General features: G+C 41.4%; 21 protein-coding genes. 13 read left to right on the forward strand and 8 right to left on the reverse strand.

Annotation, left to right across the window (positions count from 1 at the left end; all coding sequences use genetic code 11):
* Positions 1-723: 723 nt before the first annotated feature.
* Positions 724-885, reverse strand: coding sequence for a putative eal/GGDEF/PAS domain-containing protein (locus CYAN7822_RS36345; protein WP_013334772.1), 162 nt, complete (start codon positions 883-885; stop codon positions 724-726).
* 321 nt (positions 886-1,206) lie between these two features.
* Here CYAN7822_RS36345 and CYAN7822_RS34990 point away from each other — a divergent pair, with 321 nt between their 5' ends.
* From CYAN7822_RS34990 to CYAN7822_RS30415, 10 genes are all read left to right on the forward strand, one after another.
* Complete coding sequence (locus CYAN7822_RS34990) at positions 1,207-2,934, forward strand: DUF3854 domain-containing protein (protein ID WP_049802779.1); 1,728 nt, start codon at positions 1,207-1,209, stop codon at positions 2,932-2,934.
* Positions 2,935-2,965: 31 nt separating this feature from the next.
* Positions 2,966-4,375 (forward strand): hypothetical protein, encoded by a 1,410-nt coding sequence (locus CYAN7822_RS34995; protein ID WP_049802780.1) that lies wholly within the window; start codon positions 2,966-2,968, stop codon positions 4,373-4,375.
* 115 nt (positions 4,376-4,490) lie between these two features.
* Entirely contained in the window at positions 4,491-4,733 is a 243-nt protein-coding gene (locus CYAN7822_RS30385) for a type II toxin-antitoxin system Phd/YefM family antitoxin (protein ID WP_013334773.1), read from the forward strand.
* The gene (locus tag CYAN7822_RS30390) at positions 4,730-5,101 is read left to right on the forward strand and encodes a type II toxin-antitoxin system VapC family toxin (RefSeq protein WP_013334774.1); all 372 of its coding nucleotides are present in this window, start codon (positions 4,730-4,732) and stop codon (positions 5,099-5,101) included. The genes CYAN7822_RS30385 and CYAN7822_RS30390 overlap by 4 nt, the downstream gene beginning before the upstream one ends.
* A 127-nt stretch (positions 5,102-5,228) precedes the next feature.
* On the forward strand, positions 5,229-7,784 hold the full coding sequence (locus CYAN7822_RS30395) for a protelomerase family protein (RefSeq protein ID WP_013334775.1): 2,556 nt from the start codon (positions 5,229-5,231) through the stop codon (positions 7,782-7,784).
* A gap of 116 nt (positions 7,785-7,900) precedes the next feature.
* Positions 7,901-8,983, forward strand: a complete 1,083-nt coding sequence (locus tag CYAN7822_RS30400) for an IS1 family transposase (RefSeq protein ID WP_013334776.1) — start codon at positions 7,901-7,903, stop codon at positions 8,981-8,983.
* A gap of 237 nt (positions 8,984-9,220) precedes the next feature.
* Positions 9,221-9,577, forward strand: coding sequence for a hypothetical protein (locus CYAN7822_RS30405; protein WP_041934240.1), 357 nt, complete (start codon positions 9,221-9,223; stop codon positions 9,575-9,577).
* Positions 9,578-9,683: 106 nt separating this feature from the next.
* Positions 9,684-9,893: a hypothetical protein gene (locus CYAN7822_RS35000; protein ID WP_049802781.1), complete on the forward strand. Its 210-nt coding sequence runs from the start codon at positions 9,684-9,686 to the stop codon at positions 9,891-9,893.
* Entirely contained in the window at positions 9,859-10,608 is a 750-nt protein-coding gene (locus CYAN7822_RS36350) for a hypothetical protein (RefSeq protein WP_049802782.1), read from the forward strand. The genes CYAN7822_RS35000 and CYAN7822_RS36350 overlap by 35 nt, the downstream gene beginning before the upstream one ends.
* Positions 10,609-11,004: 396 nt before the next feature.
* The gene (locus CYAN7822_RS30415; protein ID WP_041934241.1) at positions 11,005-11,520 is read left to right on the forward strand and encodes a hypothetical protein; all 516 of its coding nucleotides are present in this window, start codon (positions 11,005-11,007) and stop codon (positions 11,518-11,520) included.
* 170 nt (positions 11,521-11,690) lie between these two features.
* On the opposite strand, the gene CYAN7822_RS30420 is transcribed toward CYAN7822_RS30415, so the two are convergent.
* Complete coding sequence (locus CYAN7822_RS30420; RefSeq protein WP_013334778.1) at positions 11,691-12,161, reverse strand: type II toxin-antitoxin system HicB family antitoxin; 471 nt, start codon at positions 12,159-12,161, stop codon at positions 11,691-11,693.
* A 73-nt stretch (positions 12,162-12,234) separates the two neighbouring features.
* Here CYAN7822_RS30420 and CYAN7822_RS30425 point away from each other — a divergent pair, with 73 nt between their 5' ends.
* On the forward strand, positions 12,235-12,594 hold the full coding sequence (locus tag CYAN7822_RS30425) for a hypothetical protein (protein WP_013334779.1): 360 nt from the start codon (positions 12,235-12,237) through the stop codon (positions 12,592-12,594).
* A 15-nt stretch (positions 12,595-12,609) separates the two neighbouring features.
* Here CYAN7822_RS30425 and CYAN7822_RS30430 read toward each other — a convergent pair whose 3' ends face one another.
* From CYAN7822_RS30430 to CYAN7822_RS30440, 3 genes are read right to left on the reverse strand one after another with little or no spacing between them, the layout of a single operon-like run.
* The gene (locus tag CYAN7822_RS30430; RefSeq protein WP_013334780.1) at positions 12,610-13,122 is read right to left on the reverse strand and encodes a TniQ family protein; all 513 of its coding nucleotides are present in this window, start codon (positions 13,120-13,122) and stop codon (positions 12,610-12,612) included.
* Positions 13,119-13,967 carry a TniB family NTP-binding protein gene (locus CYAN7822_RS30435; RefSeq protein WP_013334781.1) on the reverse strand — a complete coding sequence of 283 codons (849 nt, stop codon included), beginning with the start codon at positions 13,965-13,967 and terminating at the stop codon, positions 13,119-13,121. Before CYAN7822_RS30435 ends, CYAN7822_RS30430 begins: the two co-directional genes overlap by 4 nt.
* Entirely contained in the window at positions 13,961-15,646 is a 1,686-nt protein-coding gene (locus CYAN7822_RS30440) for a Mu transposase C-terminal domain-containing protein (RefSeq protein ID WP_013334782.1), read from the reverse strand. Before CYAN7822_RS30440 ends, CYAN7822_RS30435 begins: the two co-directional genes overlap by 7 nt.
* Positions 15,647-15,868: 222 nt before the next feature.
* On the opposite strand from CYAN7822_RS30440, the gene CYAN7822_RS30445 reads away from it, so the two are divergent.
* Positions 15,869-17,401 carry a hypothetical protein gene (locus tag CYAN7822_RS30445; RefSeq protein WP_013334783.1) on the forward strand — a complete coding sequence of 511 codons (1,533 nt, stop codon included), beginning with the start codon at positions 15,869-15,871 and terminating at the stop codon, positions 17,399-17,401.
* Positions 17,402-17,555: 154 nt separating this feature from the next.
* Here the strand turns inward: CYAN7822_RS30445 and CYAN7822_RS39235 are convergent, their stop codons facing one another.
* Positions 17,556-17,750, reverse strand: a complete 195-nt coding sequence (locus CYAN7822_RS39235) for a hypothetical protein (protein ID WP_041934242.1) — start codon at positions 17,748-17,750, stop codon at positions 17,556-17,558.
* A 106-nt stretch (positions 17,751-17,856) separates the two neighbouring features.
* Here CYAN7822_RS39235 and CYAN7822_RS40270 point away from each other — a divergent pair, with 106 nt between their 5' ends.
* Positions 17,857-17,985 carry a hypothetical protein gene (locus tag CYAN7822_RS40270; RefSeq protein ID WP_280990439.1) on the forward strand — a complete coding sequence of 43 codons (129 nt, stop codon included), beginning with the start codon at positions 17,857-17,859 and terminating at the stop codon, positions 17,983-17,985.
* A 389-nt stretch (positions 17,986-18,374) separates the two neighbouring features.
* On the opposite strand, the gene CYAN7822_RS30460 is transcribed toward CYAN7822_RS40270, so the two are convergent.
* Both CYAN7822_RS30460 and CYAN7822_RS35010 read right to left on the reverse strand, forming a co-directional pair.
* Entirely contained in the window at positions 18,375-19,820 is a 1,446-nt protein-coding gene (locus CYAN7822_RS30460) for an IS4 family transposase (protein WP_013334785.1), read from the reverse strand.
* Between the two features lie 580 nt (positions 19,821-20,400).
* Positions 20,401-23,400, reverse strand: a complete 3,000-nt coding sequence (locus CYAN7822_RS35010) for a phage/plasmid primase, P4 family (RefSeq protein ID WP_013334786.1) — start codon at positions 23,398-23,400, stop codon at positions 20,401-20,403.
* Positions 23,401-23,896 lie beyond the last annotated feature (496 nt).

A 23,896-nucleotide genomic window follows, 5' to 3' on the forward strand; every position in this document is an offset into this window, starting at 1 on the left:
TTGATTATGCTGAGTGATATCCCGAGCTCGCCGGCGGGCCCGTCCACTAGAAGTCTTATTTAGCAATCGTTTCAGACATTTCATTAACATCTTTATCTTTATCTAATTAAAATGATTAGTCTGACAAAGAGTTATCTTTATCGATTTAGGATCAGATGCGCTTTCGCGCAATTTGTTAAACAGTTTTTCGATTAACAATTCCGGTTCTCCACGTTGAAGTATGCTAGTTCATCCTTATAAGCCATATAAGCCGTCGGTTTTAATTAATTTCTAACCTTAACTAACTCAAGTTCTTGTTGTACAAAGCTCAGAGGGGTTCAGTTAGCATACTTCAGCTTGTAGAGCCACAATTCCATGATCACATTATAGGTGATTATGGGAAAATTGGCTATTTTCAGCTTCAAACTGTTATAGGGTAAGCTTTTGGGGCTTACTGAACTTAAGCCGCTGGGAGTTGGTTCAGCCGCGCTCTCGAAAAAATAATTGATCAACTCAGATAAAGCTCACTCAAGGCTAAAGTGAATTTATTGCTAGTTAAGGGTTTGGGCTGTTTTTAACTTTATCTTTATTTAAATAAATGTGATAAGGATAAGCTCACGTCACGTCAGACAAATTTTTTAAAAACTTTTTCTAGCCGCTTTGTGTGCCTTCAATTTTTTCATTATTGTTGAAATCAAAGTTTTTTTTGGGTCATCGTTTCTTGTCTTCAGCAGATGTGATCGTTCATTCTTTTTTAGATTCTTCAAGCTTCAAGCCTTCAGCAATTAAAATAGCCGCCGCCTGGCTTACAGACCAGTGTTTTGACTGGGCATATTTTTTGAGCTTTTCTTTTAGCTCTTTAGAAACCACTGCTGTGATCGCGTCGCTATTTTTTCCCCTAGGCATAGTTGTTTCATTACAGTTCTAAACTTATCATAACTTGTATGCACTTCTTTAGCACAATAAGTTATTATAAGTTATGTACTTCTTTGAACTTAAAAGTTAAAAGGAAACAAAAATCAGTGTCTTTGGGGTAAGACACTATGACTGGACGGTTACTTTTTAAAAACAAAAGGCTGGCTGCTTCCGAATCGTAAATTTTTGAAAAAATTTAGGAGACTAAAACCAACCCCTTTCTAATTATCTAATTAATATTATTGTCTCTTAATTTTTGGAAAATTGGTACTACAGGGAACACTGGCATTCAACTAATTGCTGGAAGGTTTCATGAATCAAAAATTAATTGACGTTCAAACCCAAATAGACTGGCATTCATTTCATTTAAAAGAATGGATAAACGGCAGTGCAATTTCACCAGAACTTACTCATAAATGGCTTGAACATTACTCAAATAAGGATGCGATTGCTGCTCTACTAGGTTGGAAAAGTTACCACCATACTCCGGGTTGGGCAGTGCGTTCTGTTGACCCATTAACGGGCAACCGCACCAATTCCGGCCAATTCAAACCGAATGAACCACTTTTATTCCCTGACTCGGGTAAACCCGCCAAATACTTCAGCTTCCCCAAAAATGGCAAATCTGACCCCTTGTTCAGCGTCATGGTTTTAAACGAGTGGGTTATAATTTCTGAAAATGTCGGAGTCCCGATAGATAACGAGGATATTGATGAAAACTGTGACGATTTAGGATTTTGGCGATGGGTCATCAAAAACCCTACTATTCCCATTGTCATCACCGAAGGAGCCAAAAAAGCCGCTTCTTTATTAAATCATGGTCATGTGACAATTGCTCTGGCCGGGGTGTGGAATGGCCAATTAAAGAAAAAACTGCACCCAATTCTCAAACATTTCCTCGTTAGTGGCCGTCGGGTTTATCTCGCCTTCGATGCTGATGTGGTGGTTAAGGAAAACGTGGAAGCCGCTTTAAAACTGTTTGGTTCTCTTTGTGAGAAGCAGAATACCTCTGTTTATATCGTCCAATGGGTTTTAGAATTAGGGAAAGGGGTCGATGATTTGATTGTTAAGGGAGGGGTAGAAGCGTTTAGGGCTGCTATGGAACAAGCACACTCTTATACTGATTGGCGACAAAGTTTAGAGGATAAATATCGTGCTGCCTGTATTGAAGATGAAGATAAGGCAGATTCAGCATCGGTTAGCCGCAACAAGAAGAAAAAACAACCGCCATCCCCAAACCGCACCGCCATTAAACTCTTTGGAAAATATCGCTCCTTATTGGCTTGGGATGATGCCGCTTCTACCTGGATGCGCTATGAAGCCGTCACTAAAGGGGTTTGGAGTCCTGAAACCCGTTTAGCTGTAGAAGCCGCTATCGCCGCCGAACTCGAATCCGATCCGAACATTGGAGTCGACTACAGCAAAAATTACCTGACAGAGGTTGTTTACCATTTAAGGTTAAAGGTATTGGTTAAACAGTGGGTGCAGGCCGACAGCCGCCAATGGGTTCCTATGCTTGATGGGGTCTTAGAATTAGCTACAATGAAACTGCACTCGCACTCTCCTGGGTTCCGCCTAACGTGGTGTCTGCCTTATCGATGGGCAGATCGTCATATAGGTTGTCAACCGATTAAAGATTGGTTGCTAGAAATTATGGAGGGAGATCCTATAGTTGCTGAACTGTTACGGGCTTATCTTCGTGCTATCGTTACTGGTTCGACTCATCTTCAACGTTTTTTAGAACTCATCGGTCCAGGGGGGACAGGAAAAAGCACATACTTAAAATTAGCGAGTGCATTGGTAGGGAATGAAAACTGCGTCGTTACCGAACTCAAGCACCTAGAGCAAAACCGTTTTGAATTAGCCACCCTCATTCATAAGCGGCTAGTGGTCATCACCGACGCTGATAAATACGGCGGCTCGGTTAATGCCCTTAAAGCGATCACCGGTGAAGATCATCTTAGAATTGAAAAGAAACATATTCAGGCTGACGGTAAGGGCATTAAATCTCAAGCTATGGTGTTGATAGCGGAAGAGTGAAGTTATTCAGTCGTCTGATTACACGAGCGGCTTGGGTCGTCGTCGCTTAACTCTTAATTTTCAGTGCCAAGTACCAGAAAACCAACAGCGTCCTTTAATTGAGATGGAACCAGAGGGGATAAGCGGAGAATTTGCCCCCTATCTTCCTGGATTGCTAGAGTGGGTCTTAGAGATGGATAGGAATCGCATGACCCAATTAATCAAGAATACCGCCGTCAGCGTCCCACACCTTAACCGCATTCGATTAGAGAAGCTGTGCGAGACTAACCCTTTGGCTGATTGGGCGGATTTTTGTTTGTCATTGTCCAAAAACGCCAGAACTTACATAGGAATAGCCAAAAAGGATAAATCACCTGATAGTCCCAACATCTACATCGGTGTGAGTCAATGGATTTACCCAAGCTATTGTGAATACACTACAGCTACAGGACATAAGCCCATCTCGCAGCGTCGTTTTACTGGGCTATTACATGACCTATTGGTGTGTCAGCTTAAATTGACGGACATTAGTCGTGGCAAAGATCGCAACGGGTCATTTTTTGAGGGGATCTGTATTCGGACTGATAACGATTTTTCCCCCAGAATAATATCGGGTACGGAACTCCGTACCATTGACCCTGATATTCCTCTGACTGGTTCATTGAGTTCATCGAATAATAATCCTTGTGATGGGTCAGCCTACGTTAGTGATGAGTCTGTGATGGCTAGAACCGTTACCGGCGACGGATGTGATGGGTGTGATGGGTTATTGACCACCCTTGAAAAAAATAAAAATTATGAAGCTGAAAATGTAGATGATACTCGATCAGTCCGGTTATCTGACAAAAAAGTCGCTCGTGACCCCTTCAATGATTGTTCAACTCCCAAAAATCCTTCACCACAAGGCGTTGACCCATCACACGACCCATCACACACCCATCACGCACCCCTCACGGACTATCACACACCCGTCATAACTCATCAAAATGCCCATTTACTGCCTTATCTAAATCTTATTGGCAGTAGAGTAAGTTCGGTTGCTCACCGAAGAAACGGCATTGTTATGGGTTTGAGCGTCAATGAAAATTTAATTTTCCTCCACGTTCAACTCGACGGCGACAATTTCCTCGTTCCCATCGATGTCAAGAAATTAGTATTAGAAGATGGACGACCTGTTTACAAAAATTTAGGGGTTGCTCAGGGGAAAAATACCCCTCCTCACCCCGATTACTCCACTTACCCTCATCCTACTTCGGCTGATCAACGGGCTGCTATTAATCGCGCTATGGCGGTTAAAAATGCATTATTAAGTGCGGGAGATAAGGCACAACTTGAATCTCTCTGTTCACAGTACAACCGTTCCGAGTTGATTTGGGTTTACCGCCATCTGTTGAGCGATAGCCAACGAGACAACCTCAAACAAATTGCTGCTACTGTACAGTTAAATCTTTGGAACACTTAAACTATCGAATAAATAAAGATATAGGAGAGGGCGCACCCGGCGCAATCCTATTCTTTTTTGGGCTACACTATAACTAAGCTAAACTTAGCTAAGAAATCGGACTCTTAGATTGAAAATGAAAATTACTAACATACACCAAGCCAAAACACACTTATCCCAATTGATCGAAGCTGTTTTGCAAGGAGAAGAAGTAGTTATCGCTAAAGCCGGAGAACCCTTAGTTCGCTTGATTCCTTATACTCCCTCTATTCCCACAAGAACGCCTGGGTTTTGGCAGGGACAGGTTAAGATGTCCCCCGACTTCGATCAAACTCCAGAAGATGTGATCTCTGTTTTCAACGACGATACACAGCTATGAGCTATTTACTCGATACTCATACTCTGCTGTGGTGGCTCGATAACGATCCCTCTATTCCCGAGCGGGTCCTTAACATCATCGCTCCTTCAACGAATATTATTTTTGTATCTTCTGTCAGTGCTTGGGAAATTTCTATCAAAAAGGCCATTGGCAAGTTACAAGCTCCTGATAATTTAGCAGAAGCCATCGCTGTTAACCACTTTGAGCCTCTTAATATTAAGATTTCACATGGGATACTAGCAGGCTCTTTACCCCCTTATCACAATGATCCCTTTGATCGGATGCTGATTGCTCAAGCGATGAGTGAAAATCTCTCGATCATTACCAGAGACTCTCAATTTGCTCAGTATAAAGTATCTACTATTTAGGATTGATTGAGCAATTATTCATTATTCAGGCTTAAACTAATTGATTGTTAATTGGGCTTGACAATTCCCTTATCGGCTTTTAAGATAAAGATGAATTAACAGATAAGGATAACTCAGTCCCTTCCTTATGCCTCGAAGCAATCAACCCAAGTTACCCGATGCGACTCAGATAGAACAAATCAATCAAACCATTAAACAGCTAGGGACACAAACCGTCAGGGATAAAGTTGTAGCTGCCTACAATCAACGCTTAGATGAAATCGAATCAGCTTCACATCAGTTAACCCCCGATGATAGGGCCCGTAAACGCTTCCGTAAGCTATCAAATGACGAGTTGCTGATGTTAGCCCTGACCTTTGTGGCTAATCTGATTGAGATGAACAAAGGCGGCACTGATACCGAAGAGAAAGTTAAAGAACTCTGTGAAGCCGAAACCGCACTCCTAGAGAGAGGTTATCCCCAAGAAACTATTGCCAAAAACCATCACCCCCTCTACGTCAACCTGGTTAATGCGGCTATTTACGAGGGGCAGCTAACTCTAAATGAGCAAAATTCCTATTCGTTCGACATCTACAAGCAGTCGGGGGAGTTAGAGACAATAACGGCTCACTACGCCCAACTTTATCTTAAATATGACAGGGAGTTCTACCGGCAAGTCAAACAACAATCCAACGAGCGCAATAACATTAAGCAGGATACCCCAAAACCGGTTCGGCTTTATCCTTATCTCGATAAGATTAAGGAGTTATTGCAGTCCGAACATCACACCGAACTCGCCGCCGCCATCGCCGCAGCGACGGGACGACGATTCTCGGAGGTCATCGAAAGGGGTACATTTGTCATACCCGATAAGCCTTCATCAGCTTATGAGTTAATTTTTTCTGGGCAGTTGAAGAAGGCGACGGAGGCTCCTGCCTATTCTACCTACTCAATTGTTCCTGCCGCTCTAGTTGTAGCCGCACTTTACAAACTGCGCTCTATTCCTAAAATAGCGGCTTTAAAGGGAGCTACAGTGCAGAAGATTAATACTTTGCTGCCTACGGTTAATTACCAGATTAAGCGGCATTTTATGGAGACGGGTATCGTTGAAGTGTTGGAGGGGGAAATCAATGTAACCGTTCATAATTTACGCGGCATTTACGGTGCTATAGCCGCTCACTTCTTTTGCCCTAATTTAGCTCAATTCCCGCGTTTCCTCTCACAACAGTTAGGGCATTTGATTGGGGATGAAGCTGTTGATAGTAATTTAAGCCGCTCTACTGAGCATTACTTTCATTATTACCTTGTGGCAGAAAATGGTTATAAAATAGAGGCTATGGGGATTAAACTCGATGAGCCTCAACCGCTCTCAAGTTTTGTTGAATTAGCTGAACAATTCATAGAAAGTGATGATGAATGGTGTAAGCTCACCGGTGTCATTGCGGCTACTGGGGTAGCTCCTGACGATCTCCTCAAACACTATATTTATAAAGAAGTTGCAAATACTAACACCATCCTCTACACCGAACAGCTTCACGCCCCTAATACTCCCTACTATAAGTTAATTACTCTTGTGGAGGCACAATTAGTCTGGGATACCATAATTTCCCTGAAAAATCATCCCGAACTAAAGCCTTACCTTGATACCCATACGGGCAAACAAACTCTAGCTTATGTACGTGAGCGAATAGCTGACTATTTGGGACAGTTGGGGGTAGAAACTTATCAGTTGGCTATCGATCAATATAAAGTGTTAGCCGCACAATTGGGAATCCCACAAGAGATTGAGACTCCAGGGGGCATTGATGAACTTGAAACTAAAACGGTTTCTATTAAAACCGTTGCTTGGGTTAAAAAAGAACTTGAGCAATTTAAAGCTATCTTAGGTACATCCACTCACAACGAAACCCTCATAGAAATTATTCAGTTAGCCCGTCAAGCTTTAGCCGCTCAAGAAAATCAAGTTGAGCCGCATTTATCGGTTATTGGGGATGAACGCTCTAGCCCATCTATTGATGGTGACACGAATTTGACTGATGAGAGCGCTCCCTTTGAGATTATCCCACCTCCTCCTACAACCGGCGAACCCACATCCTCAACAGGGGAACTATCTGTTAATGGAGACAACCCACCCGTCGAACCAACAGAACCAATTATCTCTGTTGCAGAGGAGATAACAGAGTCATCATTGGAACGCCAAACCGAGAACGCCCCCCTCGATGTCATCAACTCTATCCAGGAGTTGGATATTCCTTTAACTCCCCCGATCACAACCACCAACGACTCTGCCCTCAACAAAATCGTTGATTACTTAGCCGCCTTAAACTCTAGATTTGATCGCTTTTTCGACTCCTTTGCCGCACCAACACACCATCGCCTTACTTCAAGTAATGTTGATCACCCCCCCCCAAGACGGACTCGGGGTAGTGCGGCTACCGAAAAACGAATAACATCGGCTATTGATGCCCTGATGAATTATAACGCCGGGGTAGATTACCAAAGGCGTTGGTATATCAGCGCCCCCGTCATCAAGTCCCTGGCTGGTGGGGCACAAGTTACTATCAATGAGACTCTAAAAAATAGGAAGGATGAACTTGATGCTCATCATCAATCATTAGGGTTGCGACCACAACATAATCGTTCTTTCCATCAGGGGCATAATATTACCGATTTTGTTACAGTCTTTGAAAATGCACATTATTAGTTTATGCAGTATTAACTTTATTTTTTCTGGGTAGTCCCTACAAAACCTTGGAGTTAAAGTTGTTACGGCAGTTCAATCCGTTAAACTAATAAGAAGTCGTCAACTTTTTTACGGCAATGACAATTGAGGCTTATAACCCAGATTCTACCCATGTTCTTTTTCCCCATTTTTGTCCCTGTAAAGATTGTCCTTATTATTTAGATCTCGACAATTATATTACCAAAGATGGGACATATTCAGTTAAAAATGGTAGTAACAAAAGGCAAAGATTCTATTGTCACGGCGGGGGACATCGTTTTTCAGAAATGGCCTATTCACCCTTATTCGGTCATCATGGCAGCTTTAAAGAATATACTCAAACAGCTAAGATGAGTAGCTATGGCCTCAGTTGCGACCAAATAGCCGATGTTTTAGAACGGGATTCCAGAACTATTGGGCAATGGCAAAAAGCTCTAGGGCAAAAAAGTCGAAGTGTCCACCTAGCTTTATGTTGCTTGATCGGGTTAACTTTAAGTTTCTTACAAATCGATGAAATCTGGTCATATTTGAAGAGGAAGAAAAGGCAATTGTGGGTTTTTATTACTTTAGAAGCACAGACCAAGTTTTGGGTTAATTTTGAATTAGGAAGCCGTACTACTCATACAGCAAATCGTTTACTCAAAGGGATTATTTATTTAAAACCTTGGGGATTTGAAAAGTTTTTCTCGATTGTAACCGATAACTTAGCCGCCTATCAACGAGCGATTTTTTTCTATCTCCGTACAGTTCAATTTGCTTACCTTCAAATCATTAAACAGAGACGAAATAAACGACTGGTTGCTGTTAAAAAACGCTTACTTTGTGGACAGGAAAGCGATTTTCCAGAAAAGTCTCAAAATACTTCTTATATCGAACGATTTAATTTAACTTTACGTCAAAGAGTTTCTTTCCTCAACCGCAAAACTTTAGGCTATTGTAAGAACCAGAACAAGGGAAAATGGTTAATGTGGATTAACCTTTTTAATTATAACTATTGCCAGTTCCATAAAAGCCTACGTGAGGATTTAAGCGGCCAGCCAATTAAATTTCAACGTCGATACAATCACCTAACTCCGGCTATGAAAATGGGGTTAACTACAACTCAGTTGACTTGGAGAGATTTGATTGTTGCTCCTATTGCCGAAAACGCTCACAAATTCCCCACCTCCACTGTTTGGTAAGGACTTCGTAAAATTGTTGATGTTATTGAACCTATTACTGAATCGTCATTAAGTAATGAATCTGACTCACAATTCATTACTCAATTACAGCATCGTGAGTCGTCAATAACTCCAAAGCCCGAATCAAATCATCCCACTGCCCCACCAGAACCAGCCGCACACCCAATAACTCAACCCGAACCCGGTTTTATTCGTGAAGCGGCTAAATTCTTAGAGTCCGATGATCCTTGGTGTAAGTTGACGGGTTTGATCGCTCTGACTGGTGCTGCCCCCGATAATTTGCTCAAACTCTTTGTTTTAAAAGGCATTAAAGATGATCATGCTATTTGGTACACTTTACAAGTCCATCCGGTTGATACTCCTTATTATCAATTAGTCACTCTTGTTAAGGCTAAACTTGTTTGGAAAGCAATAGCTGATCTCAGAAGCCACTCGGAAATTAAACCCTACATTGATACACATACTGGGGGGCAAATTAACGCCTATGTACGCGAGAGGATCGCTGACTATTTGGGGCAGCTAGGGGTTGAAACTTACCCACTCGCCATTGAACAGTATAAAGAGATTGTTAATGATTATAGGCACTCCGAGTAGAGATTAATTTTTATTAGTTATACCTGTTTATTCTTTAACTACTGTTTCCGTTGTCGTCCGACAGATCATTAAGGTAGGTAATAGCTACCGGGGAGTAGCTAAAACAATGGAGCTAGTCTCATCACATTCTTCTTTCGGAACTCCTCATTATAGTAGTATTAAAACTTGGGTTGGAAGAATTGGTTTATATGAATTACAACGTCCCAAAGAAAAACGTAACGATTGGTTATTCATTGCCGACTTAACTGTAGAATTAGGTAAGTCTAAAGCTTTGGTTATTTATGGCATTCCTAATCGCTATTGGCTCCCGATATAAATTACGTCATCCAAACTCTTCCCTTCCAACTGATGGACAAATCCTTGCTCTTGAAGTCACCGACGAAGCCACTGGTGATTGGATTTATAACGTCTTACAATCCGTGAGCGAACAAGTCGGCACTCCTCTACAAATTATTAGCGATAGAGCCAGTAATCTCTATAAAGGCATTCAACTTTTTCGAGCCGTACATTCTGGAGTCATTCACACCTATGATGTTACTCATGCGATGGCTAACCTGTTAAAAAAACAGTTATCTTTTGATGAAACCTTTCAAAATTTTTTAACCGACTGCCATCAATGTAAGCTCCAACTTCAACAAACTGAATTAGCTTTTGCCGCTCCTCCGGCTCAAAGAATCCAATGTCGTTATTTTAACCTTGAACGTTTAGTTAATTGGGCTAGTCATATCCTTAAAAGTGATTTAGCTTTATTCTCCGAACTCCTCCCCAACTTGTCCCTTTCTCATCTTTCTTCTAGATTAGAAGATAAATTTGGTTGGTTGAGGACTTACCTTGAGCCGATTAAAATTTGGAAACATCTCCTTTTTATGACTCGCACATTGGAGAAGCAACTTAAGTTTTTCGGTTTAAACCCTGGCTCAACTTCTTCTTTTTTGGAGCGGTTATCTCACCGTAAAATCCCTCATTTTCTCCAACCTTTTCAACAGCAAATTTTTTCTTATGAGCGAAGAACAAGTTTCTCAAGCATTTGATTTTACTCTTTTAGCAACTTCCGATGTTCTTGAGTCTCTATTTGGTCGTTATAAATATTTTTCGTTCTCGCTGTTCAATTAAAGAGCTTCGTTCTCTACTTTTGACGATTCCTTTAAGTACCGTTCATTTTACCGATCAGTTTATTAGAGAGGCTTTAACTACCGTTCGTTGCTCAGATTTATCGATTGGGGGTTAATAATACTTTTGGACAATCCATGCTTTCTAAAAGAAAAATTCTTTTTTCAAGTTAATTTCTATTTTTAGCCCGCTCACTTCCAGCCGCATGAATATTGTGTCTAAAATTTTACCGCTTTTATCCAATTTTCAACATCCTACCATCTGTCGAACCAACAGAACAAATTATCTCTGTTGCAGAGGACATAACGGAATCGTCATTGGATCACCTCACAGTGAATGCCCCCCTCGATGACATCAAGAAGACCCAGGTGTTGGATATCCCTTCAACTCCCCCGGTCACAACCACCGACGACTCTGCCCTCAACAAAATCGTTGATTATCTAGCCGCCTTAAACTCTAGATTTGACCGCTTTTTCGACGAAGTTGCCACATCAACACACTATCGGAAAAGTTCAGGTAATATTGATCAACCCCCCCCAAGACGGACTCGGGGTAGTGCGGCTACCGAAAAACGAATAACGGCGGCTATTGATGCTTTGATGAATTATAACGCCGGGGTAGATTACCAAGGGCGTTGGTATATCAGCGCCCCCGTCATCAAGTCCCTGGCTGGCGGCGCTCAAGTTACCATCAATGAGACGCTTAAAAATCGCAAAGATGAACTTGATGCTCATCATCAATCATTAGGGTTGCGACCACAGCATAATCGTTCCTTCCATCAGGGTCATAATATTACTGATTTTGTTACAGTCTTTGAAGATGCACATTATTAGTTTATGCAGTATTAACTTTATTTTTTCTGGGTAGTCCCTACAAAACCTTAAGGGCTTATTTATTTAAAACATTGGGGAGAAAGAAAAGTTTTTATCGATTGTAACCGATAATTTAGCCGCCTATCAACGGGCAATTTTTCTCTATCTTCGTCCTATTAATATACTTATACTCAATCTAGATTAATCAAGCCAAGTTCAATAGCAAATCCCAAAACGGCTAAAGCTCGTTCTAGAGTTGATACTTTTGTTGGGTGAGACGGATCTAGAATTCTTCTGGCCTCTTTTTCATCTACTCCCAATCTCCTAGCTAATTCTACTTTTGTTAATTGTGCTTGGCTCATCGCTATATTTAAAGCCCCTTTGAGAGCCATTTGAATTGGTACACCTATATAAATTTCTCCTTCAATTAGACTGCTGGGTGTCGGGAGCAAATTCCCTTTTTTAATGGATGTGGCGATCACGCCTTCCAAACATTTCCTTGATGCTGCGATCGCTTCATCGTAAGTTTTCTCCACAATTTTTAGTTCCGGCAAATCCCGAAATGTTACTATCACTCCTTCGGGTAACGATGAAGTTATTTTGGCAGCAAAAGTAAAAAGGGGTGTGTTCCCACTTGGTTTGCGCTTTTTTGGACTATTCATGCTACAATTTCGGTCAATATTGTCCGACCTGCGGATTACGTTTATAACTATTTACCTATAATTGTTCACACAGATGCCATCAGACCAACAACCCAAAATTGAGTTCACCAACGAGATTGCCACTCCCGAACAAATCATCAATACCATGATTGACTTGCGCCTTGCTGTTTATGAACTCGAACAACAAATTGAGACTTTACGCCCCGATTTCTTTGCCGCTTGCCTAGCTCTCAATACCGAAAAAATCACCTTAGAAAAAGCCATTATCACCAAAAAACTCACACCGGGAGTTTGGAATTACTCACCTGAAGTTAAATCTACCGAAGCTCTATTGAAACAACTTAAACGTCAATTTCAAGAAGATCATGAACCTATCCGTGGTCGGGATATTACTTGGATCATTAAACTTTTAGCCGTAAAGGAAGCTTATTGAGCCAAATCGCTCATTCTAATTGATTTTAACGGGCTTTTGATAGTTACCCATTTCGACAAAGCTTAACCAGCATCGCTCACACTGCCCCAGTTCCCACTTCGCCGGTAGGCGAAACTCGGTTCCACATCCTGGACAAGTTGATAATAATTCTAGAAGATGAATTTCACACTTTGTTGTTGTGGCCAATTGCCATATTTTTTGGTGAACGGGTTTTTCACCGTAACACTTTCCGCACAAGCGCGTTCTTAAATATAACTGTAATCCCTGTGCCGGTAGCATTTGCGATAAAGTCTCGACAGGGACTTTTAGGTAGCCAGATAAAACCATTAATTGTTGGTAATTGGGAGGTTTTCTTTTTGAGGGTACTTCCCATACTGTTAAATCATTTTTTTTCATTTTTATAAGTTCTGCCAATCCCTGAAGCGAGAGACGATTGGCTCGTCTAAATCGTGCTAAAAAATGTTCAAAGCTTTCTCCTGGGTAGGGCGAAGGAGTAAATAGCCAACCCATTCCCTCTTTTTCCCTCATTTATATTCTCCTACCACTTCTTTCAATTGACTTTCGCTGATCTTTGCCTCTCCTTTTTTCAAGCTGCGAATAGCTGCTTCTCGTAAAATCATATCCAATATTCCTATATATCCTCGCGTTGCTGGTGCAAGAATCCTCTGCATTTTACTATTGCCCAAATTTGATTTTGAAGGGAGTTTAAGCACTCTTTCCTCCCAAATTACGCTAGTTTGTGCCAACTGGCGTGGGTTCATTCTTTGAAATCTATGACAGGACATAAAACGATGATAAACTTGCTCATCTCGGCGAACGACTGCATCAAGTCTATCTGTCCCCACTAACACCACTGAAATCTCTAATTTATCAAAAATGTCTCGGATTTCGGCAAAGGTTTGGCTACGTAAACGATGAGCTTCATCGATAATCACCATCTCCACCTGACAGGCTTCTAAAGCCAAATAAACCCTTTCTCGCATCTCGGATACAGTGCCTCGACTTAGTTGATATTTTAAATAATCAAGGATTCCTTTAAACAGATCACCCGGTCCACTCTCTGGGGAAGATTGCCAATACACTACCGAGATCGAAGGAGGTTCTCCACGCTTTAATACTGGTGGTGAGAGCAGACGATAGGCATTACAGGCTACGCTTTTTCCCGTTCTTGATTCTCCTACCACTCGGCAAGCTTGGCGGGATAATTTTTTACCATCCAACCATTCGTGTAATGACTTCATCTGTTCTAATTGAACGATCACTCTTCGCTGCAATCTTTGTATTTGCTCTGAAATTGTTTCGTCCTCTACGACGGATTTGAGGGGATTTAATACCTCTTGAGTCATTAAAGCGGTCACTTCTTTCTCTACCATCCGTATTCTCTCTCTAATTCTTCATAATCATATACCCGTACATCGGGCACTTCAATTGGCTCTTCTTCAATATCTTCTTTGTTTAACTCAGGGGGCATAATTTCGGGGATAACTTGTTCAAAATTTTCAGGCTCGCTCTTTCGCCGAGCGGTTTTTTGGGGGTTTCTTTGGGATTTTTTACCTCTTTTGAGCGAAAAATTGCGGATGCTTTCTACATATTCATCCCTATCCCTTACTTCTTCTAACAACGATTGATTTGTTACTACTTTAGCTTGTTCTCTTAAACGACGCGCGATCGCTCTAGCCTCTGCCATCGATAAACTTTCAGTTTCCCAATCCCTAGCGTGTGCCCGGCTGATAAACACTTCCGCTCTACCTTCAAGCTGATATACCCACACTGTCGTGATATCTCGTGGGTTATACCTTAGTATTACCCATTCTCCGGCATATCCCTGCAAATGCTCTCCTTTATATACTAAATTCGCTAATTGTACATAACCTTCTTTATATACTCTTCTCTTAATCCGCTTCATCAAACATCGATCTAATTCTCTCTCTCCAATCAGTGCAATTTCTCCGGTCCTTCCCCCTTCCCATCTGCCCAATCGGGTTTGTTCCCCTACTCTGGCATCTATTCCCCCGTTATAGCGATGCACTATGTAGCGCACCAGAATTTTTTCTAATTGATCCAATGTCAGACAAGCTTCGGCTTCAGCTTTTGATGAACGGCTTTCCCGATTTCTTCCCGTATATCCTGGTAAGCTGGCAAATACTTCCCTATTGAAGGTTCCAAATGGTCTTTCCACTATTCCTCCTTCGGCTGGATACCTTCTTCTACAACAGACTATCCCTAGTTCCGTAGCGATCTGCTCTATGTGTTTTGAGGCAAATTCTTTTCCTCCATCTGTATATAAGTATGACGGAATGCCATAAGTTCCCCATTCACTCTTTAATTGATACTCACTTCCATACTGTTTTGGCAAAATTCCGTGCCTTAAGGCTAATGCTACTATAGCTGCACTCGGAGTTTCCATCCCCAAATAAATTCCCATGATGCACCGAGAATAACTGTCTATTACCGTCGTCAACCACGGCCTTCCCAATATTTCTCCACTTCGATCCACTACAAATACATCTACTTTGGTATGGTCGCATTGCCAGACTTGATTGCTGTATTCTACTTCAATCTCTATGCCTTCTCGACTTTTTAAAGTCAATTTTTCCCCTTTCCACCCCAAACTTCGGATTATCTTGGTCTGGCTTTCTACAAGGCGCGACAATACCCTGTACACCGTTGCTCTTGATGGATAATTTTCTTCTCCCAATGCCACCGCTCGTGCCTCGACTCGAACGGCTACCTGGGCCCGACTCATATGAAGTGAACCTCGATTGCCCTCTCGGTATGTTTTGAGGATGTATTCCTCCCATTCTTGCGTAATTCTATGTTTTCCTTTATCTTCTCTTTGATGTCTCGTTAAGCCGCTTGTTCCTTTTTCCTGCCAAGCTTTTACCATCCTTTGAAGGCTTCTGAGGCTTATTCCCAATTTTTGGGCTATTTCTTTCTGCTTTTGCCTGTAGCTCGTCTTGTCCCCTGCCGCCAACAAGCTTTTTACCGCTTCTATCCTTTCTTTCTCTTGGGGGGTGAACTCAATTATCTGTCTTTTTGGTTTTGGCTCCATTTTTTTCTTTTAGGTTTTTTCTTTGCCCCATTTTATGACATTTAAAGTGATATTTTCAAGCTGTAATTTACGTCATTTATTTTGAGACAATTTTGGGGGGCTTTTTTTCCTGTACTACTTTGGCTTGTGATCCTTATCTGACATTCATTGTAGCCTTTTTACAACGCGACAAATAATTTGAGACTCGCGTCATTTAATTTGAGATTCGACACCAACTCTTCGATGCCCATCAGTCGCCAGCTTCGTTATCAACAACAGTGTCGGGATAACTGGAAAGAGAATGCGACTAAAAAACAAGAAAAAATTCGGGAATATGTACAACTTACTCGCTCCCTTAAAAAAAGCCGAGATAGCTGGAAAGACCGGGCAAAAAAAGCCGAACAAAGAGTCAAAGAATTAGAGAAACAAATGGGAATTACTTCTTCTACTGAAAATGCTAAGAATTCTTCCCCTGACTCTTCATCTGATAACGATGATAATGACGAGGATTGCGATCGCATTGCTCATCATCACTACACCCTTTCCACTATCTCTATTGCCGTTCAACAGATTATAACTGTGGGGCATAGTTATCGAGGTGTCGCTAAAACGATGAAGCTTACTTCCAGGGATGATTCTCCTCATTACAGTAGCATTAAAACATGGGTTGAACGCATTGGTTTATATGAGCTACAACGCCCTAAACAAAGTCGTGATGATTGGATATATCTTGTCGACTTAACTGTTGAATTAGGGAACACCAAATCTCTAGTTATTTACGGCATTCCTCACACTATTTGGCTGACACAAATTCTGCCAAAGAATCGAGGATTAAAACCTACAGATGGAGAAATTCTTACAGTTGAAGTCACTGAACAAGCTACCGGTGAATGGGTTTATTCGGCTTTAGCTTCCCTTAGTCAAAAAACCGGAACTCCTTTTCAAATTATTTCCGACCAGGCCAGTAATCTTAAAAAGGGAATTGAATTATTTCAAACCTTACACCCTCAAGTTATTTACACTTATGATGTTACTCATGCGATGGCTAATTTATTAAAAAGAAAGCTGTTAGATGATGAACTTTTTCAAAACTTTTTGCAAGAATGTCATCTATGCAGACAGCAAGTTCAGCAAACCGAATTAGCTTTCGCCGCTCCTCCTTCCCAAAGAAGCAAGTGCCGTTATTTTAACCTGTATGGTTTAATCAATTGGGCGACCAAAATTTTGGGTTCAAGTCTCTCTTTATTCTCCCAACTTATTCCGGGTATTTCTCTGTCTCAACTTGCCCTGAGATTAGAAGAAAAATTCGGCTGGCTTTCCGCTTACGGTTTCTCTCTCTGGCTTTGGCAATATCTAATATTAATGACTCACACGCTCTTAAAACAGCTAAAAACTTTAGGTTTAAATTCGGATTCAGTTACCCTTTATAAACAGTCTTTATCTTCCTTGAAAATTCCTGAGAGTCTCGCTCCTTTTACTGAGCAAATTTTGACTTATTTGAACCAGCAAATTCATTCAACTCATTCCCTGCCTCTTCTGGCTACAACTGACGTTCTTGAATCAATTTTTGGGCGCTACAAATATTTCTCAGAACGTTCCCCCATCAAAGAACTTCGTTCATCGCTTCTCACTATTCCTTTAACTACCATTAATTTTACACCTGAGTTTATTAGAAATGCTTTAACTACTGTACGTTCTGTTGACTTATCCCAATGGGTTAATAAAACTTTTGGACAATCTCAGCTTACAAAAAGAAAAATACTTTTTTCTCATTAATCTTTATCTTTTCATTCTTATTTAATTGATGACATGAAAATTGTGTACACAATCTAGTGAAATGACGACATAAAAGTTGTGTATAAAATATAGTTATACCTCCCTAAATTTTCCACTTCCTAGCGATAGGGCAACTTGTTACCCTTCTATCCCATCAAACTACACCGCTTGATAAGTCTTTATCTGGACCTAACCCTACACCGGCTCCCACGGAGTCAACATCAAACCATAGGAGTCGCACTACCAAAGAAACTACCCCTAACTCTACCGATACGGAGTCAACATCAGTACCTGTCAAGCCGAAAAATACTGCGTCTCTTGAAAAGATTAATAGAGCGATCAATGCCATTATCGATTTAAATAACTCGGCAACGGCTAAGAAGGATAAATGGTTAGTTTCCTTAAGCGCCCTCAAACAACTGACGAAATGTGGACAAGACACTATAGCGCGGGTGTTGGCTGATCGGGCATCGGAAATTGAACAGCATCATGCCGCTCATGAATTGGGCAAATTTCACAATAATAAGGGCAAGTTCGCACCAGCCATTACTGAGGTGATTCAATTAGCTCCCCCAATAGAATAACCCCTCATTCCTTTCTGGCGATACAATGAGCGGCAAAAACCCCCAAATTGTAGTATGAGGCAAAAATTGCCTCAATATACTACAAACGATTTGACGAGCTTTCAATCCTCTATTTTCGGGTAAATACATCTCGCTCCTGTAGTATGCCCGCTCACTTATGCCTGCAAGCCTGCTTTTTCACCGGAAAAAAGTTCTCTTGTTTAGCCATTATTGCCAGCAGGCAACGGGACACTTTTATTGACAATCAGGTATTAACGCGGGCACTCTGTACGAAAGAACCCGCTTTCATTCCACAATTAGTTTCTGCACATTCTGCCTTATCTAAAGAGGAACAACTTTAGATAAGGCAAAATTGACTCATAATTCATTTTTTTCAGTCTCTTTGTACCTTAGTCACATATTTTGTTACAATTTCCTTTCACTCTCTCCATATCTTTATCTTTATCGCTATCCAATTCTTTTAACACGGCTACCATAAGTTTCCACATTGCGGCATAGTCCATTAATCTTTGCCAACCTCGCCATAATGTCATTACACCGGGTTCGCCATCCCCTTTCCTGCCTAAAAAACCTCCCAATCTTGCTATCCACCTTACACATTGATATATAGTCGGTATTTCTTGGGGTAGCTCCAGTTTCTTATTGATTGTACAATATAACGACTGCCATTCCTCTTCTTCTAGGGCTACTGTTGCCGGCTGATGGGGATCTAATCTTGAAGTATAAGTTAACCACAGCAAACGCCAAGCGACAATTGAATAACAGGCTAACGCTCTTAGCAACCGCTCCCCCGTTTCTAACTGTAATTCTTCGATTTTACAACCTGACTTAAGTACATAATGATAACGTTCAATTAGCCACCTCATACTGTACCATTTTAAGTAATTAAAAGCATCAGACACATTATTGATCGGCAAAGTTGTTAATAATAACCAACTGACTTTTTGTTCTTTGGGTGGTGGGTTAATTTCTTCAGCTAAAATTGCTCCTACTTCCACTGGTTCTAGATATTTTAGATGAGGGTTGTTATTGGGAACCGTTAGCTGCAATGTAGTGTATTTGACCTGTATTTTCGCTTTTCTCGGTTTTCGCCTGGGGGTTCTTTGCAGATCTAAAACCATTTCTCCCTTTACTTGCTGACTTTTTAAGTGGCTAAATAGTTTTTGCACTTCTTCTGGTTGTTTTGAACTTTTTACCGTGCGATCTTGCGCCGCTCTAATCAATAAATGGGATTTTTCTCGCCTCGGAAAAGCGAATAATTCAAATATATCTCCTTCCCGGTCACATATCGTTACTACTTCCGTTTGAGCGGGCACTAACTCCTGTGTCTCTTTCAAAGATTCTAACCATCTGTAACTTTCTTTTTCTTCTATCTTTCGTTTCCTCTCTTCATAAGTTTTTCCCTTTCTCATCTTTTTTCTTACCCAGGCTTTTTGTTTAATTAATCCTAACGGTATGCCTTCTGAGGTAACAGCTAATACGTTATGAACTTTTATTCCTTCTGCCCCCTGTTTACTAATTTCTCCTAAACCCCTTCTTGTGGCTAGTGAGGCAAATTCCAAGTCCGTCGTATCTTGTATTACTAATACTATTGAGTGATTTTTAATTCTTAAAAGTGTAGCGTCTCTATGAGCCGCTATTATTTGTGACGCTTTAACATGAGGATTACTCCAAAACTCATACGCGGCTTGGGCTTGTGAGGGATTTTCAAATGTTTGGGGTATGGTCTTGTCAGGTTTTGAAGCCAAGCCTTCTACAATGACACTCAGCCTTTTATTTAATCTTTTATCTCCCAAATCTGCCGTTTTTAGTTCTTCCGTTACCCAGTTATTCATTTTTTATCCTCCCTCTTAAATACACTATTTAATTTTTTAATATTTTTGATTTATTTTTTATTATTACTTTGTCTATTTAGTTAACTTAGGTTGGTCAACATCTTTATTTTTTTTGAATAATTAATCTTAACTTGTATTTGTTTATCACCCTTATTTATATTAGCTTTTTTGAGTTCCTTTTAATAATTATTATTGAGCGACCCCTAACTCCTTTTTTGCACTCCTCTGTCGCCAACTGCTACAACCTGAGTCAACATTTTTTTTAAATTGGATTCAATATTTCTTTTATGCCGCTTTTTAGGAACTGAGTAGTTACTATGATCTTTTTTAAGAAGAGTAACAAAATTTTGCTAGAGATTTTGGATACTTTATACTCTATAAGCTTTTTGGAGTTTTCACCGATTTTTAAGCTTCTTTTCGGTAACAGTTATTATTTATTCAAATTGTTTTACTTAATTTAAAATTGTTTTACCGTAGTTTAATTATCTTTTTATTTCTTCATCTTATTGACTCAAAAAGGCAATTTGTGACAAGCTCAAAATAGCTCAAAGCCTTATCAATCTTAGCTTTTAGATTTCCATTAATTGTTAAGATACATGTGACTAAAAGATAGCACATCATCCGTCACCATGCCGTCACAAGGGGAAGAATTGTTAAGGTCTGTAACAGAATGCGGGTCTGTTGATGAATATGGAGCGTGATTATTAGGTGAGTGACCATTGGGGGGTAAATTAGTCGGAGACGGCGGGGGTGACGAGCCGCTAATTAACAACGGGTCAAGATCTTCGTCATCTCTGAGTTTCAGCCCCAACAAATAAGCCCCATAGCGGTCACGTCCTTTGGTAACATTCAAGTTCAATTGGTTAAGCGACAGGTCATGTAACAAATTGACGAATCGGCGAACTGAAACGGCTTTAGCCCCAGTTGCGTGACAAAATTGGGCGTAATTAGCATAGAGCCACCGGTCAGTATTGAGGAACCAGTTAGGGCTATCAGATGACTTATCTCGGTTGGCTACCCCTATAGGACTTCTGTAATTGTTTCTAATCACCACCGATACATCCATCCAGTCAGCTATAGGGTTGGTTTCGGTGAGAATTTGGGCTTTATAATATTGGAACTGATGATGTAGCGTTGGGGTTTCTTTAATGATCTGTTCGGTGTCAGACGGGGACATCGATAGCACCCAGTTCATCAACCCAGGCAGATAGGGCACAAAATCTCCCGTTACTCCCTTATTGTTTAAGGAAATTAGGGTTTTCTGGGATTTTAGGGGAATTTTATTGGTCATGTAAACCGTTTGCCGCCGCCGCTCTAAACCCGATGTATAATCAGCCGATTGTATTGGTTCATTAGCGCAGATCATGACACGGCCACGAAAGTAAAACCCATCTAGCGGCTGCTTAAATTTCTCCTCATAACGTAGCTTATCCTGACCGGTCAAGGCTTTGAGGACTGATACGTCGCCACCCCATTTCTCGGCATCGGTGATGACCACCAAACGGGCATTATATAATCTAGCAGTGTCAAAACGATTTTCCTCTAAGTTGCGGAGTGTGGTGCTGATGGTGTTGCGATCTCCGATTAAAGCAGTGGCCAATCGCGTTATGGTTCCCTTACCGGTTCCACCAGGCCCAATTAACTCCAAGTAACTTTGGATGTCAACACGGGAGGTAACAACTGCATTAAGGTGAGCGCGGATGAACTGAATAATCTGCTCATCGCCCTTAGTCATGACCTTTAACCAGTCTACTATAGGCTCACAAGTGGCGAGAGGGTCGTAATTGTAGGGCAGACACCAGGTTAGCCTAAAGCCTGGTGAGTGTGGGCTAAATTCCCCAGTTTCTAGATTTTTCACCCCATTGTTAAAGGGTAACAGCCCTTCGGTTTCATCCCATCCCCTGACGGCTAGATGAGCTTTGAGTAGGGTTTCTATGCCCGTGACGAAGTTAGAGCTATAGGTGGGACGTTGATTTTTTTCATCTAATTGCTGCCTGATATCAGCTAAGGTTTCTAATTCGGTAATGATGATTTGCCAGATGTAGTATTTTGGCTCTTTACTCCATACTCCTTCGGACTGTGCGGCATATCGATACCATTCCTCTATTTGAGTATTCCAGGCTAACACACAACGATAACGCTCGGCTAACCACACGGCTATGTTACTAGCCGCCCAAACCGGTAGCCCTAAGTTATCCTTCTCGTCATTGGGGATGAGGGACGAGTTACCGTATTTCATCTCTAAGGAAGCCCGAAATGCCTCTGCGTCCTCTCCCAAATGCCCTCGGATAGTGTTCCAGAAAAAGGTTTCTGCCTCTAGTTTATAATGGGCAGGGATGGTTTTTGAATAGGCGACTGCTTCTGTTAAGATCTTTTCTATTGCCGCATCTGAGTTCGTGCCATACTCATTGATGATTTGTTTGGCTTTCCACCTGTAACCATGTTCTGATTGGTCAATTAGGGATTTTAAGGCATCAATCCCCTGTAAATTTACAAATTCGTCGGGATCTAGTCCATCGGGCAAAGTAGGGGGGACATATACGGAAATGCCTTCTCTACTTAGCCGCATTAAGTTCGAGTTAGTCCCCCCAATCCCGCCACCATCAGGGTCGCCGAGATGATAGACTTTTTCAATCCGGTTGCGTTTGAGGGTTTCGATCTGCTCGTTGCTGAAGCTTGCGGCTACTCCACTAACTACGCGGGTTTCTCCTAACGCCTGGAGTAATAGGGCATCAAAAACTCCCTCAACGAATATTACTTCTCGATGACCAGCAGCTAAAGCACGGTCTAGGTACAATGGCGATCTCTTTGTACTTGTGCCAGGCAGGGCAAGGGTTTTGGGTAAGCCTTCAGGAGCCACTTTTTTGTGATACCGTCCGTAAAGGGTCAGTGGCCGTCCCCGTTCGTCCAGCCAGGGAATAGTTATATAGCCCTCCCATTTTTGCTGCGCTACCCCTGCCTCTTTAATCTCGGTGGCGGTAAATCCTTTGTGTTTAAGATAATCCACCACATCTGAGCGTTTACGGTAATAACCTAAGTTAAAGTCCTTAATTTGCTGTTCAGTAAGTCCTCGTTCGTTGATTAAATATTCACGGGCGACGATTCCTAATTCACTCGAGAGTACATCTGAGCAAATTTTATTGGTGGCGGCTAGTATTTGAAGTTTTGTTTCCCATTTGTGCGCCTTTTCGATTTCTTGGGGAGATAATGTTTTTTCTGGGAATGGTATAGTGGCTAATTCACATAATTCCTTGACGGCATTGAGGAAATCTCGCCCCCTAGCTCTTTCCCAACCTCCCCTGTTTATGCTGTGGATGTAGTCGGCGGCACAACCGGCAAAACCGTCTCCCGCATCGAAAAAGCCGCCATCTGGAAATACTGTGAAAGAAGTACCTGACTTGGAATGTCTAAAAGGCGGCACTCCCCTTAGTTTTCCTGTGGCATCAGGGCGGAAGTTGTGGGGGTAGCGGCTATAAATAATTTCGGGAGTTAGGCGGGCTAATGCTTGATTGTAAATGTCTATTAATGAAGTAGAAGCGGTGAAATCCAGTTTCTTTTGACGAGATTGAGTGGTTAACATATCTTCTCCAGTTTGGATGTGAATCCTGGAGAAATCTGGTTTAATAGCCGCAAACCCTTATCCTGTCTTATGATCAAGATGATTATTCTAAAAAACTCTGGGGGAGTTTTGGAAATGGTTAGGAATTTATAGATTCCTTGAGACAGAATAGTCTTAGTGCCATGAACCAGAATTTCTCCAGTTTTGTCTTTAATTAAAGGCAATAAAACATTTATTTCCGTTTAAATGGGACAAACGGTTTATAGTGTCGTGTCTATTCACATAACTCTGATTTCTTACCTATTTGCCTTGTTCTCAAGTCGACCAAGAGAACAATAACGGAGCGGCTTCCACCAGCATCCGCCGCAATTTTTTACAAAAACTCTCCCACAACTATTGCACAACGAGCCAATAGTTTAGTACAATCAGAACTATGTAAATCAAAATTACCTCTGTTCCATCGTTACCTCCTTTGAGGGTAGGACGGAGAAATCATGAAAATCACTCTCTAGAATCG

This window comes from Gloeothece verrucosa PCC 7822, assembly GCF_000147335.1.
In the GTDB taxonomy this organism is placed as follows: domain Bacteria; phylum Cyanobacteriota; class Cyanobacteriia; order Cyanobacteriales; family Microcystaceae; genus Gloeothece; species Gloeothece verrucosa.